Genomic DNA, 21,853 nt, shown 5'->3' on the forward strand with positions numbered 1-21,853 from the left:
GAGTGCTCCCCGCGCGAGCGGGGATGAGCCCCCTCGAGGAGGAATAGCCCCATGACCGATACCGTGCTCCCCGCGCGAGCGGGGATGAGCCCCGCCGCGACCGCGGCCGAGGAGCGATCACCATGTGCTCCCCGCGCGAGCGGGGATGAGCCCGGCTACATGACCTATCGGGGCGACCCGTGGGTGGCTCCCCGCGCGAGCGGGGATGAGCCCGACGGCAACAAGCCGATCCCGCTTGGAGGTATGTGCTCCCCGCGCGAGCGGGGATGAGCCCGCGCTGGCCAGGAATCGAGTTCCGTGCACACCGTGCTCCCCGCGTGAGCGGGGATGAGCCCCGCACGAGCGTGAGCAGCAGGTCGAGGATCGCGTGCTCCCCGCGCGAGCAGGGATGAGCCCAGGCGATTGCTGAACCCGGCTTTGGAGGCGTAGTGCTCCCCGCGCGAGCGGGGATGAGCCCCAGCTGCGAATCAATCACCGGGTCGCCGGCCTGTGATCCCCGCGCGAGCGGGGATGAGCCCTCGCCCGGATGGGCGCCCTACGGCGGCAACAAGTGCTCCCCGCGCGAGCGGGGATGAGCCCTTGTAGCCGCGCAGGGCGCGGCGGGTGACGCCGTGCTCCCCGCGCGAGCGGGGATGAGCCCTGGACCGACGGCCCAACCGAGGACGAGGTGCGGTGCTCCCCGCGCGAGCGGGGATGAGCCCGGTCTGCACGGTGAGCACCGTAGGCAGATAACGTGCTCCCGCGCGAGCGGGGATGAGTCCATGTAGAAGGTGGTCGACGGCAAGGTGATTCGGTGCTCCCCGCGCGAGCGAGGATGAGACCCAGACCAACGCCTACCAGTCATCGGCGTCAAGTGCTTCCCGCGCGAGCGGGGGTCAGCCCGTGTTGATGCGGATCGGCGATCCGGCCAGATCGCGCTCCCCGCCTGAGCTGGATGAGCCGGGTAGATGCTCTACCTTCTGCGCCGTGGTCGGTCACAGTGCAGTTCGTGGAAAGCAGGAATCTCGGCGAATTTCGCAGGGCGCGTGTAATTGTCGGTGGAAGTGGGTATGGTCGGCAGTCGCGGATAGCGGGGGTGGCAGGCGAAAGGGGGAAAGTGGTGGTCTCACCAGCGGTGATGTCTGCGTGGGCGAAGAGCGATCGTGCCGGGGCCAGCTTGTCGTTGTTTCGGCATTCGGCCGACTCCTCGGCGGTTGCTGGCCTGGTGTGGGACCACTGGTTACCGGCCCATGTTCGGTCCCTGCTTGCTGACAGCCTGCCCGGAGGGTTGGCTGATGGGCGAATCTTGTTCTGCTGGTTGTCTGGTTTGCATGACATCGGGAAGCTGACTCCGGCGTTTGCGTGTCAGGTACCGGAGTTGTTCGACCACATGCACGGCAACGGCCTGCCGGTAACAGGAGCGCCTGTCGATCGAAAGTTGTTGCCGCACGGACTGGCCGGCCAGATCGCGATGGAGAAGTTTCTCGTCAGCCATGGTTGGTCGAAGCGGGTGGCATCGACGTATGCGGTCGTCGTCGGGAGCCACCACGGTGTCCCCGCGACCGCAGGCCAGATTCAGGTTGCCGCCAACGGCGGGAGTTCGTTGTGGGGTGGCCCGGAGTGGGATGGTGCTCGCAGTGAGCTGATGTCGATGGTGACCGAACGGACCGGTGCTGCGGATCGGATCGCCGCATGGTCTGTGGTCAGGTTGTCGACTGTGCAGCAGGTGCTGCTGACCGGGGCGATGATCGTGACCGACTGGATCGCCAGCAACCAGGATCTGTTCCCTCTCGACAGTCGGCGAGTGTCGAGCATCGAGGCCGTCAAGGCGTGGACGTTGCTCGGATTGCCCGACTCCTGGTCACCGGCAGGCGCGGCGACGGACTCGGAAACCGCCCGCCAGGAGTTGTTTCGATCGAGGTTCGCTCGTGAGGATCCGATGCGGCCCCTGCAGCAGGAATGCCTGCGGATCGTCTGCGAGTTGCCTGAGCCGGGGTTGATGATCATCGAAGCGCCTATGGGTGAGGGGAAGACCGAGGCGGCGTTGCTCGCTGCCGAAGTACTCGCTGAAAGATTCGGTGCGGGTGGGGTATTCGTTGCGTTACCGACGATGGCGACCTCGGATGCGATGTTCGCCAGGGTGCGTCAGTGGGTGGATTCGGTGTCGGGAATTCCGGGCAGCATGGTCCTGGCGCACGGCAAGGCGGCGTTGAACGAGGATTATGCGAAGCTGAAGCGGCGCAGCTTCATCGATATCGGTTCCGACTGCGGCGACAGCACGGTCCTGGCACATGGCTGGTTCGTCGGGAAGAAAGGTCCGTTGGCGAATTTCGTGGTCGGCACCATCGATCAAGTGCTGCGGGGTGCGCTCAAGGCTCGTCACGTGATGTTGCGGCACCTCGGTCTGGCGAACAAGGTCGTGGTGATCGATGAAGTCCATGCCGCGGACAGCTACATGTCGACTTACCTGTGTCGGGTGCTGGAATGGCTCGGTGCCTACCGTGTTCCGGTGCTGTTGTTGTCGGCGACGTTGCCGCCCGCGCAGCGTGATTCGCTGCTCGAGGCCTATCGGCGTGGCCGCGGAGGGGCAGGCGAGGCTGCCGTCACTGTGACCGGATATCCGGCGATCTCGGTGTGGCCGAATCCTGAGCTGTCGTGTGCTGTTGCTGCCTCGGGCCGATCGATCGAGGGGATCGAACTCGATTTCATCGACGACGACGCCGAGCTGTTGGTCGACAGGTTGGCTGAGGCGCTCGCCGAGGGCGGCACGGCGGGAGTGGTGTGTAACACCGTCGTTCGTGCTCAGCACCTGTTCGAGGTGATGACCGCCGACGGTCGATTCGATCCGGGTGAGGTGCTGCTGCTGCATTCGCGGTTCGTGGCGGTGGATCGTGCACGGTACGAGAGCCGGTTGCGTCGGCTGCTCGGCCCGCCGGGTAGCGGGGACAGACCTGCGCGGTTGGTGGTCATCGGGACCCAGGTGATCGAGCAGTCTCTCGATATCGATGTCGATCTGTTGGTGACCGATCTGGCGCCGGTGGACCTGGTGCTGCAGCGCATCGGCCGACTGCACCGCCATCCACGTTCGGGACGTCCCGCGCGGGTGAGTCATCCGGGCTGCTGGATCCGCGGCGCCGAATGGGGATCGGTTCCCCCGAAACTGGACAAGGGCTGCGAAAAAGTTTATGGCCGGGCGCGTTTGCTACGTGCGGCAGCAGTCCTGGCCGATCGCCGTGAGTCGGGTGTCGACGTTCCCGCCGACATTCCGGGGCTGGTGGCACACGCTTACGCGGACAGCTTCGGTGTTGCTGCAGGTTGGGCAGAGGCGTTCGCCGAGGCAGAGTCGGCGTGGGCTTTGCATGTGGCTGATCAGCGCAAACGTGCTGGTGACTATCTGCTGGGCCCGCCGCACACCGAGAACACGACGATTCGGGATTGGCTGGTGGCCGGTGTACGCGACGACGCCGACGGTGTCGGCGGTCAAGCGCAGGTCCGCGACGCCGAAGACAGCATCGAAGCCATCGTCGTGCACCGCGTCGGTGACCAGATCCGGGTGCTGCCCACCATCCCGGAAATGGGCGGCCGCGTTGTCCCCACCGACTCCTGTCCGGATCCGGCACTAGCGAAGGTGCTGGCACAGTGCACCATCCGGCTCCCGGTCTTCCTGACTCGATACAACCGGATGGGCATCGTGCTACGGACACTGGAAGACACGTACTACCCGGGTTGGCAGCAATCACATTGGCTGGCAGGTGAACTCGTCCTCGAACTCGACGAGGATCTGTCCACCGAACTGGCGCAGCACCGGTTGATCTACGACCCGGCACTCGGGCTGGTCGTGACAGCGAACAAGGAAGCAGACACCCAGCGATGACGGCGACAACAGCAGGGCTGAACCTCGTCGACGACCCGTGGATCCAGGTGGTCGACCGGACTGCAACTGCGGACGTGCTCTCTGTTCGCCAGGTCCTGCACCGAGCCTCGGAGCTATCGGGGATCGTCGGTGAGGTACCCACACAGTCGTTCACGATCCTGCGGTTGTTGCTGGCGATCCTGCGACGCAGTCTCGCCACCCGGGCGGGGTCGGCCGTGGATGTGTGGTCGCAGTTGTGGGATTTCGACACGTTGCCGACCGGCGAGATCGACACCTACCTCGACACCCATCGGCCACGGTTTGAACTGTTCGATCCGGTCGCTCCGTTCTTCCAGATCGCGGGCCTGCAATCCGCCGGTGACGCGGTGGGTGCGTTGGACAAGCTGATCGCCGACGTGCCCAACGGCGCGAAATACTTCACCACCCGTGCCGGTCGGCATCTGCAGCGGATCGACTTCGCCGAGGCCGCGCGGTGGCTGGTCCACGCGCACGGGTTCGATCCCTCCGGTATCAAGACCGGCGCCGTGGGGGATCCGCGGGTGAAGAACAACAAGGGCTACCCCATCGGCGTCGGCTTCGCGGGTGCCTTGGGCGGGGTGTTCCTCGAAGGTGCCACCTTGCGCGAAACACTGCTGTTGAACCTGGTGCTGCTCGACATCAACGGGCAGCGCTACCGAGGCGATGACCTTCCGGTGTGGGAACGCGAGCCCGACGGTCCCCGCGTGCGCGAGAACCCGGTCCCGACCGGTCCGGCGGATCTGGCGACCTGGCAGAGCCGACGAATCCGGCTCGTAGCTACCGATGATCACGTCACCGGGGTGGTGCTGTGTAACGGGGATCCGCTCGAACCATTCAATCAGCACCTGCTCGAACCGATGAGCGGCTGGCGATACAGCGACATCCAGACCAAGAAAGCCGGCGGCAACACACGCCACTACCCGCGCACCCACGACCCGGAACGGTCACTATGGCGCGGCATGAGCTCGATGCTCGACGACCTCGCCGCGGCACCTGCAGCCGGCAACGACATCACCGCCGGGGTCGTGCACTGGGCCCAGCGCCTCCTCGACGACGACGCCTTGGACCCCGCGCATCCGGTGCGCCTGCACGCGGTGGGAATGCATTACATCAACCAGCAGTCCGTCGTCGGCGAAGTCGTCGACGACACCATCGGGTTCCGCGTCGGGCTTCTGTCGAACCCCACATTGCGTTCGATCGCCGCCAGGGCCGTCGCCAGCGCGGACAGCGCGGTGTCGGCACTGGCCGGGCTGACCGCGAACCTGGTCCGGGCAGCCGGCGGCGACCCGGACGGGCCACGTGCCCGAGCCCGCGAAGAAGGCTACTTCGCGCTGGAAGCGCCGTTCCGGCGCTGGCTGGCCGGGCTGGACCCGCGCAACGACACCTTCGACGACCAGTACCGGGCCTGGCATCGGATCGTGCGCTCGATCATCGATCAACACGCTGCCGACGCCTTGCGCGCTGCGGGAAAGCCTGCCTGGGTCGGGCGCGAGATCGACAACCGCTGGCTCGACTCCGGTGCGGCACAGCTGATCTACCGGACCCAGCTCCGCAAAGCCGTGCCGGGCGCCTTCGAACCCACCGATGACGACGGAGACCTCACGTGAGCGCGACACCACAGGCCACCACCAGCAAATACGGGCCCCTGGAAGACTATGTCCACCAGCGCATTTCGGGACGCCAAGCCGCCTACATCCGGCGCGAGAGCGACGCATTGGCGGCCATGGCCAAGCTACGCCGCGGACTCAACGCCCCACCCGGGCGGCTCCCGGACCTGTGGGCGCTGACCCTGCAAGGCCTTCCGCCAGCAACGTATGAGAACTCCGCCTACGGACCCGTGCCGGCGCCGGAGGAACCGACGGCGTGGGAGTCGGCGGCCTATGACGCGATGACGATCCACGCTCTGCATCAGCAGTCACGCGCCAGGCCGATGCATCGGCGTGATCACGCCAGTCTGGGCGCCGCGGTGCGTCGCCTCGGTGCCTCCTCCGGGGCCGAGGACGCGGTGCGTTCCCGATTCCATGTCATCGGCACCGCCACCGACCACGACGCGCGCCTGACACATCTGCGGGGGCTGATCGGCCAGCTCCGCGCCCACGAGATCCCGCTGGACTACGCCCGCCTCGCAGTCGATCTGTACAAGCTCGACACCGGGCGCTACGCCGATCAGGTTCTGCTGTCGTGGGGTCGCGACTACCACCGCAACCCCGCACCGACCACCACTCCTGCCACCTCGGAAACCGGAGACCACCAGTGACCCGCATGTTCGTCGACGTCCACATCCTGCAGACCGTGCCCCCGTCCAACATCAACCGCGACGACACCGGCAGCCCCAAGACCGCCGTCTACGGTGGTGTGCGCCGCGCCCGCGTGTCGAGCCAGGCATGGAAACGCGCCACCCGCACGATGTTCAGGGATCTGGTCGATCCGGCAACGCTGGGTGTACGCACCAAACGTGTCGTGGAACTCATCGCCGAACGCATCGGGAACGCCGTCGACGACCCAGCCGCCGCCGCCGCGCAAGTGCTCAAAGACGCCGGCATCAAGCTCGAAAAGCCCAAGAAGAAGGGCAAAGACGACGACAGCACGGATTCGGGTGATCAGCTCGAACAGTCCAAGTACCTGCTGTTTCTGAGCGCCACCCAGATCGACCGCCTCGCGCAGCTCGCGATCGAGACCGCCACCACCGGAGTCTCGGACAAGGCCGCAGCCAAAGCCGCCGCCAACGGCGCCGACAGCATCGACGTCGCCTTGTTCGGGCGGATGATCGCCGACTCCACCGACCTCAACGTCGACGCCGCCGCTCAAGTCGCGCACGCGTTGAGCGTGCACTCGGTCAACAACGAGTTCGACTACTTCACCGCCGTCGACGACCGCGCCCCCGACGACAACGCCGGCGCCGGAATGATCGGCGTCGTCGAATTCAACTCCTCCACCCTGTACCGCTACGCCACCGTCAACGTGGCCCAGCTCGCCGAAAACCTCGGTGACAACGAAGCGACCGCGGTCGCGGTCGCCAACTTCCTGACCGCGTTCGTGCGCAGCATGCCCACCGGCAAGCAGAACACCTTCGCCAACCGCACCCTGCCCGACGCGGTCGTGGTCAGCGTGCGCACCGACCAGCCGATCAACCTGGTCACCGCGTTCGAATCACCCGTCGATGCCCTCGGCACCGCCCGCTCGGCCGGTGCGGCCAAACAACTGGTGCACCGCTACCACGCGCTGGAAACTGCCTACGGCAGCAGCGATGCCACCAACTACGTCGTGGCCGCGGCCAACGACCTGGAAGCACTGAACGAACTGGCCACCCCCGCCTCCCTGACCGCCGTTGTCGACCAGGTCGCCGCGCAGGTGCGTGAGGCCCTCGGCAGGGCATCGTGAGTGTCCTGCTGCTCAAACTCGCCGCGCCCCTGCAGTCGTGGGGTGTGGCGAGTCGGTTCACCCGCCGCGAAACCCAGCAGTACCCATCCAAAAGCGGCGTACTGGGCTTGATCTGCGCCGCGCAGGGCCGCCGCCGCACCGACCCGATCGAAGAAGAACTGATCGGGCTGGGATTCGGGGTCCGCATCGACCAGCAGGGCTCGCTCGTGCGGGACTTCCAGGTCGCACGCAGCCTCGACGGCCGCGACAGCTACCCACTGTCCTACCGCTACTACCTCGCTGACGCGGTGTTCGTGGCCGCGATCGCTGGTGAACGTCAGCTGCTGGAAGGCATCCGGGACGCCCTGCGGGCGCCGACGTTCCCGCTCTACCTGGGTCGCCGGTCCTGCCCGGTCACCGAACCGCTGCCGCTCGGTGAGGTCACCGACCAGACCCTGACCGATGCTTTGGCGACCACACAGTGGCAGGCGTCCCCGTGGTATCGCAAGCGCCAGCCCGCGACGGTGCATCTGTCGATCTACCGGGACCTGCTGCCGGGTGATCCCGACGAGGCCCTGCAGGAACGCGTCCGCGACGTGCCAGTCGATTTCGATCCGCAGCGTCGCGAGTACGGGTGGCGGTGTGTGGTCTCGGCCGCGGTCGAGATCGCCAATCCCGACGGCGCCACACGACATGATCCGTTCGCCGCGCTGGGAGGTGCCTGATGTATTTGTCGCGAGTACCGCTCAACCCCGCCCGTCAAGGCACCCGCCTGTTCCTCACCTCCCCACAGGTCACCCACGCCGCAGTGATGGCTGCCTTCCCACCCTCGGAACCCGGCGACGCGACAGGCGATCCCGCAGAAGGTCGGGTGTTGTGGCGAATCGACCGCACCGACAACAACATTCACCTGTACGTCGTCTCGCCCCACCGACCGGATTTCACCCACGTGGTCGAGCAGGCGGGCTGGCCGACCACCAGTGCCTGGGCCACGCGCGACTATCGGGACCTGCTCGACGATCTCGCTGTCGGCCAGCGCTGGCATTTCCGGCTCACCGCCAACCCCGTGCGCCGCGCAATGGACCGCGACCGCAACGACCCGACCGAGCGAGGCAAGACAGTCGGCCTCGACTCGACCGGCCAGCTGCAATGGTTGCAGCGCAAAGCAGCCGATCACGGGTTCGAGCTCGGCCAAGTACTCAGTGGGGACGGCAAGGAACCCGACGTGATCATCACCGACCGCAGATCGGTGAGCTTCCAACGCCGAACACACACGGTCGCTTTGTCCACCGCGACCTTCGAAGGCACCCTCGAAGTCACCGACCCCCACCGTCTCCGCGCGGCACTGATCGGTGGGATCGGGCGCGCGAAGGGATACGGCTGCGGGCTTCTCACCCTGGCACCGGTGTGAAAGACATCCCCGGAACACGCCCGCCCCGGATCGGGGAACTGGTCCGGGCGCGGGATCGGCTGTCGTTCATCTACCTCGAACGCGCCACGGTGCATCGAGACGCGAACGCGATCACCTCCACCGACGAACGCGGCGTCGTACACATTCCCGCCGCGGCGATCGGGGCGCTGCTGCTGGGCCCGGGCACCCGGGTCACCCATCAGGCGATGATGCTGCTCGCCGAAAGTGGATCGACCGTCGTGTGGGTGGGGGAGCGAGGCGTGCGCTACTACGCGCACGGCCGGTCCCTGGCACGCAGCTCGCGGCTGCTCGAAGCACAAGCCGCGGCCGTGTCGAACCAGACCAGCCGTTTGCGGATCGCCCGCCAGATGTATGAGATGCGGTTCCCCGGTGAGGACGTCGCCGGGTTGACCATGCAGCAACTGCGTGGTCGCGAAGGCGCGCGCGTGCGCCGCATCTACCGCGAGCACGCCCAACGGACAGGTGTCGAATGGCAACGCCGTGACTACAACCCGAACGACTTCGGCTCCTCCGATCTGGTCAATCAGGCCCTCTCGGCGGCGACCACCTGCCTGTATGGAGTGGCGCACGCGGTGATCGTCGCGCTCGGTTGCGCGCCTGGACTGGGATTCGTGCACACCGGTCACGAGCGGTCGTTCGTGTTTGACCTGGCCGACCTCTACAAAGCCGACTATGCGATCCCCGCGGCATTCGATGCGGCGGCGATGATCGCGGCGGAAGGTGGCGACGACGTCGGGGGAGTCACCCGGCGCGCGGTCCGTGATGCGGTGCACGAAGGGAACTTGTTGGCGCGCTGCTGTTCCGACATCTACACACTGCTCCTTCCTGCACATGGCGGTGACGCTGAGGAGTGGGACAGCGACGTCGTGGAGTTGTGGGACCGCAAAGGCAACCTGGCGGCGGGTATTTCGTATGTTGATGAGGACCCACCGTGGTAGTGCTGGTCCTCACCGCATGCCCGGCAGGGCTCCGCGGTCACCTCACTCGTTGGTTCCTCGAGGTCAGTCCGGGTGTGTTCGTGGGTGTGGTCAGTGCTCGGGTACGAGATCTCGCCTGGCAACGGGTGCTCGAACTGTGTAAAGACGGTCGCGCGATCATGATTCACACCACCCGTGGCGAACAGCGCCTGGCGTTCAAGACCCATAGACATGACTGGGAACCGATCGATATCGACGGCATTCACCTGATGCTTCGGCCGCACGCTGGTGACGGCAGCGGTGGCGGGGCACGGCCGGGATGGAGCAAGGCGAGTCGTTATCGTCGTGCGCATCAGGCGAAGCGCCAGCAGTCTGGGAGCGACGGAGAGGGTTAGGTTGTGTCTGAACTCAACTGGGCGTGCTGGCGGTGCGATCTTCGGTGCGTGGCCAGACGATCGTTCGAAAGTGAATGAGAATTGGCTGTGTGGCTTGTATCGCCGCAGGTCAGTTCGTGTGCTCCCCGCGCGAGCGGGGATGAGCCCTGCACGACACGTTGGACGGTGCCGGGGTCGGCGTGCTCCCCGCGCGAGCGGGGATGAGCCCCCGCACCCCGAGAACACCCTCACCGAGGGCCCGTGCTCCCCGCGCGAGCGGGGATGAGCCCCACCGGTGTGGCTTCGCGGCGACTTTGCCGCCGTGCTCCCCGCGCGAGCGGGGATGAGCCCCGAGAGCTTGCCATCGGCCTGGACAACGCCCTGTGCTCCCCGCGCGAGCGGGGATGAGCCCCAGCAGGATCGCCTGCAGCGGCTGCGGCAGCGGTGCTCCCCGCGCGAGCGGGGATGAGCCCCACCAGGCCAGCCTCGGGCTCCACTCCGGAAGAGTGCTCCCCGCGCGAGCGGGGATGAGCCCAGCGGCAGGCCCTGACTGTTGTGGCGGTGGCGGTGCTCCCCGCGCGAGCGGGGATGAGCCCGACGTTCCCAGGCTTGAGGAGTCGCTGGTCTTGTGCTCCCCGCGCGAGCGGGGATGAGCCCGAATCGCTGATCGGCTGGTACGTCGCCACCGAGTGCTCCCCGCGCGAGCGGGGATGAGCCCAGCCAACAGCTTCCGAAGTCGGTCTGGGTTACGTGCTCCCCGCGCGAGCGGGGATGAGCCCGCTTCGCCTGTTGGCTCGTATCGGTCGACGGAGTGCTCCCCGCGCGAGCGGGGATGAGCCCGTCGAACTGTCCAAGGGCGTGCGCGACTGGATGGTGCTCCCCGCGCTAGCGGGGATGAGCCCGGATTGTCGGCAACCTGCAGTGGTGCCGAGGAGTGCTCCCCGCGCGAGCGGGGATGAGCCCCGAGTCCTGATCGGCGTCGAGGTCGCACACGAGTGCTCCCCGCGCGAGCGGGGATGAGCCCGTGTCGCCGACCGCCAGCACGCCGCCGGTCATGTGCTCCCCGCGCGAGCGGGGATGAGCCCGCTTGCGCCTTGGTTCCGACAGGGCTGCTGGTGTGCTCCCCGCGCGAGCGGGGATGAGCCCCAAGGCCGCCGCGAAAGCGCGCATCGCCCTGAGTGCTCCCCTCGCGAGCGGGGATGAGCCCATGTACGCCTTGCCGTCGACGGTGTAGCGCTGAGTGCTCCCCGCGCGAGCGGGGATGAGCCCGTCGATACGTCATGGATCGAATCCGCCACCGTATGCTCCCCGCGCGAGCGGGGATGAGCCCCTACACGACGCGCTCAGCCGAGGAGGCACACAGTGCTCCCCGCGCGAGCGGGGATGAGCCCGGGTTCGCCCGCGACATGCTGCTGGGGCTGTCGTGCTCCCCGCGCGAGCGGGGATGAGCCCAACGTCAGCTTGAACAGGACAAGCGCAAGGCTGTGCTCCCCGCGCGAGCGGGGATGAGCCCTCGCTCCGGTCGTGGATCACGGTGGACAGCATGTGCTCCCCGCACGAGCGGGGATGAGCCTCTTGCCGAGGTCTTCGGCGTGGAACCGCCCCGGTGCTCCCCGCGCGAGCGGGGATGAGCCCCACCGGACCCACATCGCGATGGTGGGGAAGCGGTGCTCCCCGCGCGAGCGGGGATGAGCCCTCGGGCCGGCCTCGCGTGTGGGCGATGACCGGGTGCTCCCCGCGCGAGCGGGGATGAGCCCAGCTTCGTCCACCTCGGTGGACGGCGCCCACGGTGCTCCCCGCGCGAGCGGGGATGAGCCCTCGGCGGGTGCGTTGGCGCCGATGTGGTCGATGTGCTCCCCGCGCGAGCGGGGATGAGCCCCCATACTTTGGATTCCTGCCTCTCGGGCCAGAGTGCTCCCCGCGCGAGCGGGGATGAGCCCTACCTGGGCGTGAACTACCGCCGCGACGTGCAGTGCTCCCCGCGCGAGCGGGGATGAGCCACAGCCACCAACGGCGATGCTTGGTGGCCGCGTGTGCTCCCCGCGCGAGCGGGGATGAGCCCAGCGGGCCCAGGGTAGGGCCGACGTTGTTGCCGTGCTCCCCGCGCAAGCGGGGATGAGCCCGAAGAGGGATGGCTCAGCACCGGTACACAGCGGTGCTCCCCGCGCGAGCGGGGATGAGCCCCGGATTGCGATAGAGGTGGCCGACCGATCGCGGCGAGGTGCTCCTCGGCAGCAGGGATGAGCCCGAGTCGTTCGGGGCGGCGATTCAGGCGCTGAGGGTGCTCCCCGCGCGAGCGGGGAAGAGTCTTTGGGCTCATGCAACCCACACACAACAAACACACACTATTGGCCGGAATCGACGGGAACTGATGGGTGCCTGCCAGCACGTCCTTGACGCGAAGTGCATTGATTACCAATAGTATTGGGTAGCAATAGGTACGTTTGAGCTGATCGGAACCGTCGCCAGGTGGTCGCAGGTTCAAATCCTGTCAGCCCGACAGTGAAAACCCCCTCTGACCTGGGTCGGAGGGGGTTTTCTCGTCCTCGGAGATTTGACGTGGTTTGGCCAAACTTCACAGTTCGAATCTGATCAGGTGTCCAGTGCCTCGAAGCCGCGCTCCTCGGAGTGGTCGTCCGCCGTCGAGTTGGTAGGCAAAACTGCCCGCAGGGGAGTGCGCATCGACGGCGGTACCGGAGGGTGTGAACGGAACGGGTAGGCGCCCGGTGGCGGTGCCCTGGACGAGGCCATCCATCTCGGAACAGGCAGTGCGTGTAAACAGTTCTGGCCCGTGCTCGTGTGATGTGGGCTCGCGCATTCGAGCGTGCTGGGCGAGGCTTCCACATGCACGATCTTGCGATGCACACGCTGGATCACGCCTGCGCCGTGGCGGCGGTGCAGGAACGCAGGGGAAGGTCTCGCCTCGGTGAGCAATCGGCTGAGGCGAGACGCACTGCCCCGGAGAACCGAGGTGTCGAGTTCGCTACCGTGCGCCCGATGACGATCCCCGAGAGAAACCCCGAATGGAGAAGGTCAAGGGTTCGATTCATGCAGCACGTGTCTGCGGTGGCAGCTCATGCGTTGTAGAGGAACTCGATGTGGTCGCGATACTTCTCGGTGATTTGCTTGCGTCGTAGTTTCATTGTGGGGGTGAGTTCGTCGCCGCCCGGGTCCCACGATGCGTTGAGGATGATATGTCGTTTGATTTGTTCGACCCGGGACAGTGATGCGTTGCCTTTGTCGACACCCGCGGCGACGATCTCGTGGATCTGTGAGTTCGAGGCGAGGGTGGCGAGGGAGTGGTCTGCGATCCCCAGCTGTCGCGCGGCTGCGATCGCCGCGTCCGGGTCGAGGGTGATCAGTGCGACGTTGAAGGGCCTTCCGTCGCCGATGACAGTGATGCAGGCGATGAGCGGACAGGCCGTTTTGATGGTGTTCTCGATATGGGCTGGTGACATGTTCTTGCCGGCCGCGTTGATCAGTATCTCTTTCTTGCGATCGACTATTCGTACGTAGCCGTTGTCATCGATCTCGGCGATGTCTCCGGTGTGCACCCAGCCGTCAGCGTCGAGAGCGTCCCCGGTGAGCTCGGGCGCACCGCGGTATCCGCTGAAGCACACCGGCCCTCGGATCAGCAATTCTCCATCGTCTGCGAGGCGGATTTCGTTTCCTGGCATCGCGATGCCGACTGTTCCGAGGCGATTACTGTGCGGCGGATTGATGGTTCCGATGCCCGTGGTCTCGGTCATGCCCCAAACCTCGATGATCGGAATGCCCAGGGCGGAAAAGAACTCCAGAGTGTCCGCTGCGATAGGAGCGGAACCGCACACGGCAGCGCGGGTGCGGTCGAGCCCTAGAGTGGCCCGCAGCCGCGAGAGCATATTCTCCAGGTGGCGGCGCTCGACGTCGCTCACCACGGGTGGTTGGCTGTCGTTTTGTCGAGCGCGGATGGTCTGGCGGCCGAATTCGATTGCTCGGCGGGAGGTTTCCCGCACCTCGTCGTCCGTCTCGGAGTCGATGAGTGTTTCGAGTGCTGCGCGGAATTTCTCCCAGATCCTCGGGACAGCGAACCATAGGGTGGGTCGGGTGTCCACCAGTGCGGGAAGGATGAATTTGGGATCGTCTACGTAGGTGACTTGGATGCCGTGGATCGCCATCCAGTAGAGGGTCGATACTCGGTCGGCGATGTGGGCGGCGGGCATGAAGGAGGTGATGCTGTCGCCGAAGTGCATCGGCACGACCTCGCCGATGGCCTGTGCGGCGGCCATGATGTTGGAGTGTGAAATCGGGACGGCCTTGGGAGTGCCCGAGGTTCCCGATGTGTAGATCAGGGTGGCGGTGTCATCGGGTCGGACGTTGCGCCAGGTGGCGTCGAAATCGAATCCTGGAGATGTCGTCGCTTGGAGGTCTTCGAGGGTCAGGTCGGCACGGGGGTCGGGCCCCTCGACCGATACCAGGTGCTCGACACGCACCCCACTGTGCTGGACGGTGTCGAGCATCGCCTGCTCGCAGAGCAGGACCTGGGCGCCGGAGTGCTCGAGGACGTAGGCAAGTTGTTCAGGCGCGGAGGTGTTGTAAACCGACAGCGTGGTGGCGCCGAGATGCATTGCGCCGCAGTCGATCCACGCAAATTCTGGCCGGTTGCGCATCATCATCGCGACCACGTCGCCGGGGCGGACGCCGTAAGCGTGCAGCCCTTCGGCCACAGCACGCACGCGCCGGTCGTACTCGTGCCAGGTCACGCTGATCACGTCCTGTGGTGTCCGGATTGCGACCGCGCCCGGATCGACGGTCTTGGTGAGCTGGAAGGCGGCGCACACGGTGTCGATGCTCTGCGAAATGGTATTCATTGGTGTGGTTCCTATCGGCCGTGCAGCCAGGTGATGAGTCGGGGCAGGAGTTGGTTGAGCCAGTCCGGTCGGCGGAAACTGAGGAGGTGTACTCCGGGGATCGCAAAGCGTTGCGTGGCGATGGCGCGGGTACGGGTGAATTCGTGTAGGCCTTCGGGCCCATGAATTCTGCCGAAGCCGCTTTCGCCGCGGCCGCCCAACGGAAGTGCGGCGATGGCGGCGAAACCGAGTACGGAATTGGTCGAGATCTGTCCGACGTCGAGCCTGCGGGCGATGTCGAGTGCGTGATGACGCGAGAACACTGCACCGGCCAAGCCGTAGCTCACATCGTTGGTGAGGTGAACGGCCTCGTCGACGGAGTCCACCGTGGTGACTGTGACAGTAGGCCCGAAGGTTTCCTCCTGGATCGCGGCACTGGAATGCGGCGGGTCGACCAGGACGATCGGGTTGATGTATCGAGAGCCGATGCTGTCGAGTCCCCCCAACGCGGTGTCTGCACCGGCGGTGATCGCGTCCTCGACGTGTCGGCGGACGATCTCGATCTGGCCGGGCATGGTCATCGGGCCGTACGAGACGCCGGGGTGCACGCGGCGCAGAGCCGTGGTGAGTTCGGCGAGGAACTGTTCCCGCACGGGACGTTCGACGTAGACGCGCTCGATGCCGACGCAGGTCTGGCCGGCGTTGCCCATCGCGCCGAAGGCGATAGCCTCGGCGGCGGCCGGGATATCGGCATCGGCGGCGACGATTGCGGCGTCCTTGCCGCCCAACTCGAGGGTGACCGGCACCAGGTGTTCAGCGCAACACGCCATCACCTTTCTGCCGGTAGCGGTCGATCCGGTGAAGGCGATCTTGTCGACTCCGGCGTTGCACAGCGCCGATCCGGTGGCTCCAGCGCCGGTGACGAGCGCCACCACGCCTTTCGGCGCATCCGGGTTAGCGCGTGCGAACGCGTCGGTGTACCAGCGAGCGACGAGCGGCGTGTACTCACTCGGCTTGAACACCACCGTGTTGCCTGCGGCAAGGGCGGTGGCGATTGACCCGTTCGGGGTGTAGAGCGGATAGTTCCACGGCCCGATCACGCCGACCACGCCGAATGGCAGACGCTCTACCTGCGCGGAGAAGTTTCGGGTCAGCATGCCCGGCGTCCGCTTGGTCGGTCGCAGTACCGTGCGGGCGTGCTCGGCCGTCCATGCGATGTGTTCGAGCGTGAGCAGCAGCTCGAGCGCGGCGTCGGGACGCGGTTTGCCGTTCTCCGCGTGCAGCAGCGCAATGATCTCCTCGGCGTGTCGCGCCATGTAGCGTCGCCACGCCATCAGACGTCGTCGTCGGCCATCGAATCCCTGATCGCGCCACCACGGAGCGGCCGCACGCGCGAGGTCGGTGACCGCGCGAACCTCGTCCGCACTCATCACCGGGATACGACCGAGTACCTGGCCCGTAGCCGGGTCCAGGCTGTCGATGTGAGTCGTCACCGGTCTGCCGCCTTCTTCGTGTTGCGGGGGCGGTGGCCGAGTGTGGGCACGTCGAGTGGGCGTGGATGGCGGGTGCCGAAGTGGTCCGACCACGACCTGTGTGGTCGGTGGGGTCGCGTTGCCTGCAGCCGCAGATACATGCCGGCGGCCGGTGGTACCAATCGCCGGACCGTGGGTGAGGGATCGGGAAGTCGGTGTACGGCACGCAGATCAGCGGTGAACAGCGTCAGCAAGATGTTGTCGGCGAGTTCCCGGGTTCGGCGGGGGAACCAGCGGGTGTGCCAGTCGGTGAAGAGCTGATCTACCAGTGCTCGCCCGCCTTCTGTGTAGGAGTAGGAGGTCTCGTAGTTCAGAGTCCAGGCGAGGAACTGGGCACGGGTGCCGGGAACGGTGAGGCCCATGTATTCGCCGACGCCGCGCCAGAACTGGTAGTGCGCCTCGCGTTCGACGGCGGTGAATACGTCGAGTCCGAGCTGGTCGGTGATGCGGCATCCTTCGAATGCCAGCGATGCGAGGGTGTAGAGCTTGTCGTCATCTGTGATGCCGAAGCGCGAGTGGATCTGTTCCATGCGATCGATGACGGCGCGGCCGCGGGCGCTGGAGTGTCCGTGTCGCATCATTTCGCCGAAGAACAGCAGAGTGTCGTCGTTGCGTCGTCGGACGTCGTGCATCATGTCGCCGTTGCCGGTGCGATACACGATCCGCGCGATGGATGGGATCGCGACTTGGCGTGCGAAGGCGACGGTGTACGCCGCATGCGCGAAGATCGCGTCGCCGTAGCGGACTTCGAGGCTGAGGTGAGTCGCCTCCTCGTTGTCGAGCACCGGATCCAGTTCTGCGAGCCGCTGGGCGATCGCTCGTCCCGATACCAACCGGCGGGCCATCAGGGGGGTTGTCGACATCGTTGTCCTCCGCGCATCACGCCGCACCGATGAATGTAGGTACGGCACCGTTCCTACTTTCAGTGTGCAAATAGGAACGGTTCCGTGTCAAGATTTGTCGACAACTTTTCGTCCCCGTGCCTGGAACGGCTGTCGGCCCGCGGATGAGGCGCGATCTGGGGCGCCTTGCGATGAGGAACGGGGCCGTGTCAAGGTTGATCTGTGACCGGTGTGGTGCGGCCGTATCGCGGTGTTGCTGCGCAGACGCGGCTGCGGGAGCGGCGCCAGCGTGTGCTCGAAGCGTGCTTGGATCTGGTGGCGGAGTCCGGCGTCGCTGATATCACGGTCGAGGCGATCGCGGCGCGGGCGGGACTGTCGAAACGCTATTTCTACGAGAGCTTCCGTGACCGCGACGCAGTTCTGGTCGCAGCTTTCGGTGAGGCACTCAGCCCGATGGGTCGCGAGCTTGCTGCCGAGTTGTCGGCATGTAGCTGTGTCGAGGAGCGGGTGGAGCGCACGGCTAGGGTGCTCGTGCGGACCTTCACGTCTGATCGGCGGGTCGCGCGTTTGTACACCGAGGCGCCCGGCAACGGCGCGCTGGCGCAGGCCCGTCGGCAGATGGTCGATGAGTTCACGCCCCTGCTGGTGCGTGAAGTGCTGCTCGGCGATCCCGCCGATCCCCGCGCGTCGGCCACCTCGATGCTGATGGTCGCCGGCACCACCGAGGTCCTCGACCGGTGGCTGCGCGGGGACCTCGCCCTTGGTGATGAACAGTTCATCCGGATGTTGACGGTGCTGGGGATTCGTCTGGCGGGCGCGGAGTTCGACGAGGAGCTGCGCCGACAGTCGCTGTGATATCGCAGCTGATGGCGAGCTGCTCTCAGCGAGCAGCCACACCGTTGTGCCGGCCGTTGGGCATCAGAGTGAAGTAGTTGTTGGATTTCTGTCAATAGCGTGCACAAGTTGTTGACAAGCCGCCAACAGGGCTGCCAAGGTACCGATGATTGGATATCCAACTATTGGACCCCCTGCGACTGCGTCGACGGCCGACCCGAGCCGCTCACAATCGCTGACCTGCCGAACAATCGAGGAACCATGACCGAGGCATTCATCTATGACGCGATCCGCACTCCGCGCGGTCGCGGCAAGAAGAACGGCGCCCTGCACGGCGTCAAACCGCTCGACCTGGTGGTCGGACTCATCGACGAGCTGAAGTCTCGCCATCCCGGGCTCGACCCCGCGGCGATCGATGACATCGTCTTGGGCGTGGTCTCCCCGGTTGGCGATCAGGGCGCCGACATCGCCAAGACGGCCGCGCTCGCGGCAGGGCTGCCTGACACGGTCGCGGGTGTGCAGCTCAACCGGTTCTGCGGCTCGGGCCTCGAGGCGGTCAACACCGCGGCGCAGAAGGTGCGTTCGGGCTGGGAACAGTTGGTGATCGCCGGTGGCGTCGAGTCGATGTCGCGGATTCCGCTGGGCTCCGACGGCGGCGCGTGGGCGATGGACCCGGTCACCAACTATCACACCTACTTCGTGCCGCAAGGTGTCGGCGCGGATCTGATCGCCACCATCGAGGGCTTCACCCGCGAGGATGTCGACACCTTCGCGGTGCGGTCGCAGCAGAAGGCGGCCGCGGCCTGGTCCGGTGGCTACTTCGCCAAGTCTGTTGTGCCTGTGAAGGACATCAACGGCGCCGTGCTGCTCGATCACGACGAGTTCATGCGTCCGGACACCACGGTCGAGAGCCTGGCCGGGCTGACCCCGTCGTTCGCGGCGATGGGGGAGATGGGCGGGTTCGACGCGGTCGCGCTGCAGCGCTACCACCAGGTCGAGAAGATCGACCACGTCCACCACGCGGGCAACTCCTCCGGCATCGTCGACGGCTCGGCGCTGGTGCTCATCGGCAGCGAATCCGCCGGTACCGCAGCAGGTCTCACACCGCGTGCCCGTGTCGTCGCGTCCGCGGTGAGCGGCAGTGATTCGACGATCATGCTCACCGGCCCGGTCCCGGCGACCGAGAAGGTGCTGGCCCTGGCCGGACTGGCCGTCGACGACATCGACCTGTTCGAGCTCAACGAGGCCTTCGCCTCGGTGGTGCTCAACTACCAGAAGAAGCTGGCCATCCCGGACGAGAAGCTCAACGTCAACGGCGGCGCCATCGCCATGGGGCATCCGCTGGGCGCCACCGGCGCCATGATCACCGGAACCATGGTCGACGAGCTCGAGCGCCGGGGAGCGCGGCGCGCGCTGATCACGCTGTGCATCGGCGGCGGCATGGGCATCGCCACCATCATCGAGCGCGTCTGAGCGCCGGACCCGGATACAGAGGAAAGACCATGACAGAGAACATGATTGCCTGGGACCTCGGCGCCGACCGGGTGCTCGTGCTCACCATCGACGACCCGAACCAGTCGACCAACACCATGACCGAGGCGTTCGCGCGTGACCTCACCGCCACGGTCGACCGGCTCGAAGCCGAGAAGGACACCTTCGCCGGTGTCATCCTCACCTCCGGAAAAAACACGTTCTTCGCGGGCGGCGACCTGAACCTGCTGATGAACGCCACCCCGGAGACCGCGCCCGACATCGCGCTCGGCCTCGACACCTACAAGGCAGCGTTCCGCCGGCTCGAAACCCTCGGCAAGCCAGTGGTTGCCGCGATCAACGGCACCGCGCTCGGCGGCGGCTTCGAGCTCGCCCTGGCCGCACACCACCGCATCGCGCTCGACGCCAAGGGCAGCCTGCTCGGCCTGCCCGAGGTCACCTTCGGGCTGCTGCCCGGCGCGGGTGGCGTCACCCGGACGGTGCGACTGCTCGGCATCACCAACGCGGTGCTCAACGTCGTCGGCCAAGGCCAGCGGATGAAACCGGCGAAGGCGCTGCAGGTCGGCATCATCGGTGAGGTCGCCGCCACCCGCGAGGAGATGTTCGACAAGGCCCGCGCCTGGATCGCGGCCAATCCCGAAGCGGCGCAGCCGTGGGATGTGAAGGGCTACAAGATCCCCGGCGGCACCCCGTCGAGTCCGGCGCTGGCGGCCAACCTGCCCGCGTTCCCCGCCAACGTCCGCAAGCAGCTCAAGGGCGCGCCGATGCCCGCACCGATCGCGGTGCTGGCCACGGCCGTGGAGGGCGCGCAGGTCGACATCGACACCGCGTTCGCGATCGAGACCCGCTACTGCACCCACCTGATCTGCGGCCAGGTCTCGACCAACATGATCAAGTCCCTGTTCTTCGACCTGGGCACGATCAACAAGGGCGGCAGCCGCCCCGACGGCTTCCCAGTGCGAACGCCGAAGAAGGTGCTCGTGCTCGGCGCGGGCATGATGGGCGCCGGCATCGCCTATGTGCAGGCCCGCGCAGGCATGCGGGTCGTCTTGAAAGACGTCAGCATCGAGGCCGCCGAGCGCGGTAAGGACTACTCGCGCAAGCTGCTCGACAAAGCACTGGCCAAGGGCGCGATCACCCAGGACAAGCGCGACGAGATCCTGGGCCGCATCCACCCGACCGCCGATCCGGCCGACGCCGCCGGCTGCGACTTCGTCGTCGAGGCCGTCTTCGAGGATCCCGGCCTGAAGCAGAAGGTGTTCGGCGAGATCGAGGCACTGGTGAACCCGGACGCCCTGCTCGGCTCCAACACCTCCACGCTGCCGATCAGTGACCTCGCCACCGGCGTGCAGCGTAAGCGGGACTTCATCGGTCTGCACTTCTTCTCGCCGGTGGACAAGATGCCGCTGGTCGAGATCGTCGTCGGAGAGCAGACCAGCGACGAGGCCATCGCCCGCGCCATCGACTACACCCTCGCGATCAAGAAGACCCCGATCGTGGTGAACGACAGCCGCGGCTTCTTCACCAGCCGGGTCATCGGCCGGTTCATGGACGAGGCGATCGCGCTGGTGGCCGAGGGCGTGCATCCGGCCTCGGTTGAGCAGGCCGCCACCCAGGCCGGATACCCGGTCGGCGCGCTGGCGCTGGCCGACGAGATCAACATGAAACTGGCGCAGAAGATCCGGCGCAGCCTGCGCGAGAACCTGCTCGCCGAGGGCAAGCGCTGGACCGAGTCGAAGGCGTACCCGCTCGTGGACGCCATGGTCGACGACTTCGACCGGCCCGGTCGGCTCGAGGGCCGCGGTTTCTACGACTACGACGCCGACGGCAAGAAGCTCGGACTGTGGTCCGGACTGGTCGAGAAGTACACCCGCGACGACCACGGCATCCCGTTCGTGGACATGCAGGAGCGGATGCTGTTCGCCGAATCCCTCGACACCGTGCGCTGTTTCGACGAAGGCGTGCTGCGGACCGTGCCGGACGCCAATATCGGGTCCATCTTCGGCATCGGCTTCCCGGCCTGGACCGGCGGCGTCGTGCAGTACATCAACCAGTACGAGGGTGGTTCGGCCGGTTTCGTCGCGCGGGCCGACGAGCTGCGCGCCGCCTACGGTGACCGGTTCGAGGTGCCGGAGTCGTTGCGGGCCAAGGCCACCGCCGGGGAAGGTCCCACAAACTGTGGTGCCGGCTAGGGCGGCGACGGCTGGACCGCGATGTACGAGATCATGAAGCGCCATCGGCCAGGCGCCAATGCCGACGCAGACACCAGTTGGTCGGTACCGACTCTATCGCGTTCCCTGCCTCGACGTGCCCACGGCGGGCACGTCGAGGCAGGGATTACAGGCGACCGGGGATCTGCCGAGGTCGACTG

Annotated in this window: 14 protein-coding genes and 2 CRISPR repeat arrays (1 of these 16 running past the window's edge); of the genes, 11 read left to right on the top strand and 3 right to left on the bottom strand. The window is 66.5% G+C overall.

Annotated features, from left to right (window positions below):
• Positions 1 to 702: direct repeats of the CRISPR family, unit length 29 nt; unit sequence GTGCTCCCCGCGCGAGCGGGGATGAGCCC; it begins 672 nt to the left of the window's first position.
• Positions 703 to 1,099: 397 nt separating this feature from the next.
• Genes cas3 through cas2e form a run of 8 tightly spaced genes read left to right on the top strand, consistent with a single transcriptional unit; the run spans position 1,100 to position 9,975 of the window.
• Positions 1,100 to 3,853 carry a CRISPR-associated helicase Cas3' gene (gene cas3 / locus DFR69_RS15770; RefSeq protein ID WP_208643978.1) on the top strand — a complete coding sequence of 918 codons (2,754 nt, stop codon included), beginning with the start codon at positions 1,100 to 1,102 and terminating at the stop codon, positions 3,851 to 3,853.
• Positions 3,850 to 5,478 carry a type I-E CRISPR-associated protein Cse1/CasA gene (casA, locus tag DFR69_RS15775; protein WP_110038331.1) on the top strand — a complete coding sequence of 543 codons (1,629 nt, stop codon included), beginning with the start codon at positions 3,850 to 3,852 and terminating at the stop codon, positions 5,476 to 5,478. The genes cas3 and casA overlap by 4 nt, the downstream gene beginning before the upstream one ends.
• On the top strand, positions 5,475 to 6,128 hold the full coding sequence (casB, locus tag DFR69_RS15780) for a type I-E CRISPR-associated protein Cse2/CasB (RefSeq protein WP_110038332.1): 654 nt from the start codon (positions 5,475 to 5,477) through the stop codon (positions 6,126 to 6,128). Before casA ends, casB begins: the two co-directional genes overlap by 4 nt.
• Before the next feature lie 5 nt (positions 6,129 to 6,133).
• Positions 6,134 to 7,252: a type I-E CRISPR-associated protein Cas7/Cse4/CasC gene (gene cas7e, locus DFR69_RS15785; RefSeq protein WP_110038624.1), complete on the top strand. Its 1,119-nt coding sequence runs from the start codon at positions 6,134 to 6,136 to the stop codon at positions 7,250 to 7,252.
• Positions 7,249 to 7,956 carry a type I-E CRISPR-associated protein Cas5/CasD gene (cas5e, locus tag DFR69_RS15790; RefSeq protein ID WP_110038333.1) on the top strand — a complete coding sequence of 236 codons (708 nt, stop codon included), beginning with the start codon at positions 7,249 to 7,251 and terminating at the stop codon, positions 7,954 to 7,956. Before cas7e ends, cas5e begins: the two co-directional genes overlap by 4 nt.
• Positions 7,956 to 8,642, top strand: a complete 687-nt coding sequence (gene cas6e / locus DFR69_RS34850; protein WP_208643979.1) for a type I-E CRISPR-associated protein Cas6/Cse3/CasE — start codon at positions 7,956 to 7,958, stop codon at positions 8,640 to 8,642. Before cas5e ends, cas6e begins: the two co-directional genes overlap by 1 nt.
• Positions 8,639 to 9,601 (top strand): type I-E CRISPR-associated endonuclease Cas1e, encoded by a 963-nt coding sequence (gene cas1e / locus DFR69_RS15795; RefSeq protein ID WP_208643980.1) that lies wholly within the window; start codon positions 8,639 to 8,641, stop codon positions 9,599 to 9,601. Before cas6e ends, cas1e begins: the two co-directional genes overlap by 4 nt.
• Positions 9,595 to 9,975 (top strand): type I-E CRISPR-associated endoribonuclease Cas2e, encoded by a 381-nt coding sequence (gene cas2e / locus DFR69_RS15800; RefSeq protein ID WP_110038335.1) that lies wholly within the window; start codon positions 9,595 to 9,597, stop codon positions 9,973 to 9,975. Before cas1e ends, cas2e begins: the two co-directional genes overlap by 7 nt.
• 118 nt (positions 9,976 to 10,093) lie before the next feature.
• A CRISPR array of direct repeats spans positions 10,094 to 12,138; the repeat unit is 29 nt; unit sequence GTGCTCCCCGCGCGAGCGGGGATGAGCCC.
• A gap of 890 nt (positions 12,139 to 13,028) precedes the next feature.
• Here cas2e and DFR69_RS15805 read toward each other — a convergent pair.
• Genes DFR69_RS15805 through DFR69_RS15815 form a run of 3 tightly spaced genes read right to left on the bottom strand, consistent with a single transcriptional unit; the run spans position 13,029 to position 17,178 of the window.
• Positions 13,029 to 14,804 carry an AMP-dependent synthetase/ligase gene (locus DFR69_RS15805; protein WP_110038336.1) on the bottom strand — a complete coding sequence of 592 codons (1,776 nt, stop codon included), beginning with the start codon at positions 14,802 to 14,804 and terminating at the stop codon, positions 13,029 to 13,031.
• Positions 14,805 to 14,815: 11 nt separating this feature from the next.
• Positions 14,816 to 16,276, bottom strand: a complete 1,461-nt coding sequence (locus tag DFR69_RS15810; RefSeq protein WP_110038337.1) for an aldehyde dehydrogenase family protein — start codon at positions 16,274 to 16,276, stop codon at positions 14,816 to 14,818.
• Entirely contained in the window at positions 16,273 to 17,178 is a 906-nt protein-coding gene (locus DFR69_RS15815; RefSeq protein ID WP_110038338.1) for an oxygenase MpaB family protein, read from the bottom strand. The genes DFR69_RS15810 and DFR69_RS15815 overlap by 4 nt, the downstream gene beginning before the upstream one ends.
• A 201-nt stretch (positions 17,179 to 17,379) precedes the next feature.
• Between DFR69_RS15815 and DFR69_RS15820 the strand changes: the two genes are divergently transcribed.
• The 3 genes from DFR69_RS15820 to DFR69_RS15830 all read left to right on the top strand — a co-directional run bounded on the left by DFR69_RS15820 (position 17,380) and on the right by DFR69_RS15830 (position 21,674).
• On the top strand, positions 17,380 to 18,012 hold the full coding sequence (locus DFR69_RS15820; RefSeq protein WP_110038339.1) for a TetR/AcrR family transcriptional regulator: 633 nt from the start codon (positions 17,380 to 17,382) through the stop codon (positions 18,010 to 18,012).
• Positions 18,013 to 18,252: 240 nt separating this feature from the next.
• A complete protein-coding gene (locus DFR69_RS15825; protein WP_110038340.1) occupies positions 18,253 to 19,464 on the top strand; it encodes an acetyl-CoA C-acetyltransferase in 1,212 nt (403 codons plus the stop codon).
• Between the two features lie 29 nt (positions 19,465 to 19,493).
• Positions 19,494 to 21,674: a 3-hydroxyacyl-CoA dehydrogenase NAD-binding domain-containing protein gene (locus DFR69_RS15830; protein WP_110038341.1), complete on the top strand. Its 2,181-nt coding sequence runs from the start codon at positions 19,494 to 19,496 to the stop codon at positions 21,672 to 21,674.
• The last annotated feature ends 179 nt before the right edge of the window (positions 21,675 to 21,853 follow it).

The sequence above is a fragment of the Nocardia neocaledoniensis genome (assembly GCF_003182135.1).
GTDB lineage: Bacteria > Actinomycetota > Actinomycetes > Mycobacteriales > Mycobacteriaceae > Nocardia > Nocardia neocaledoniensis.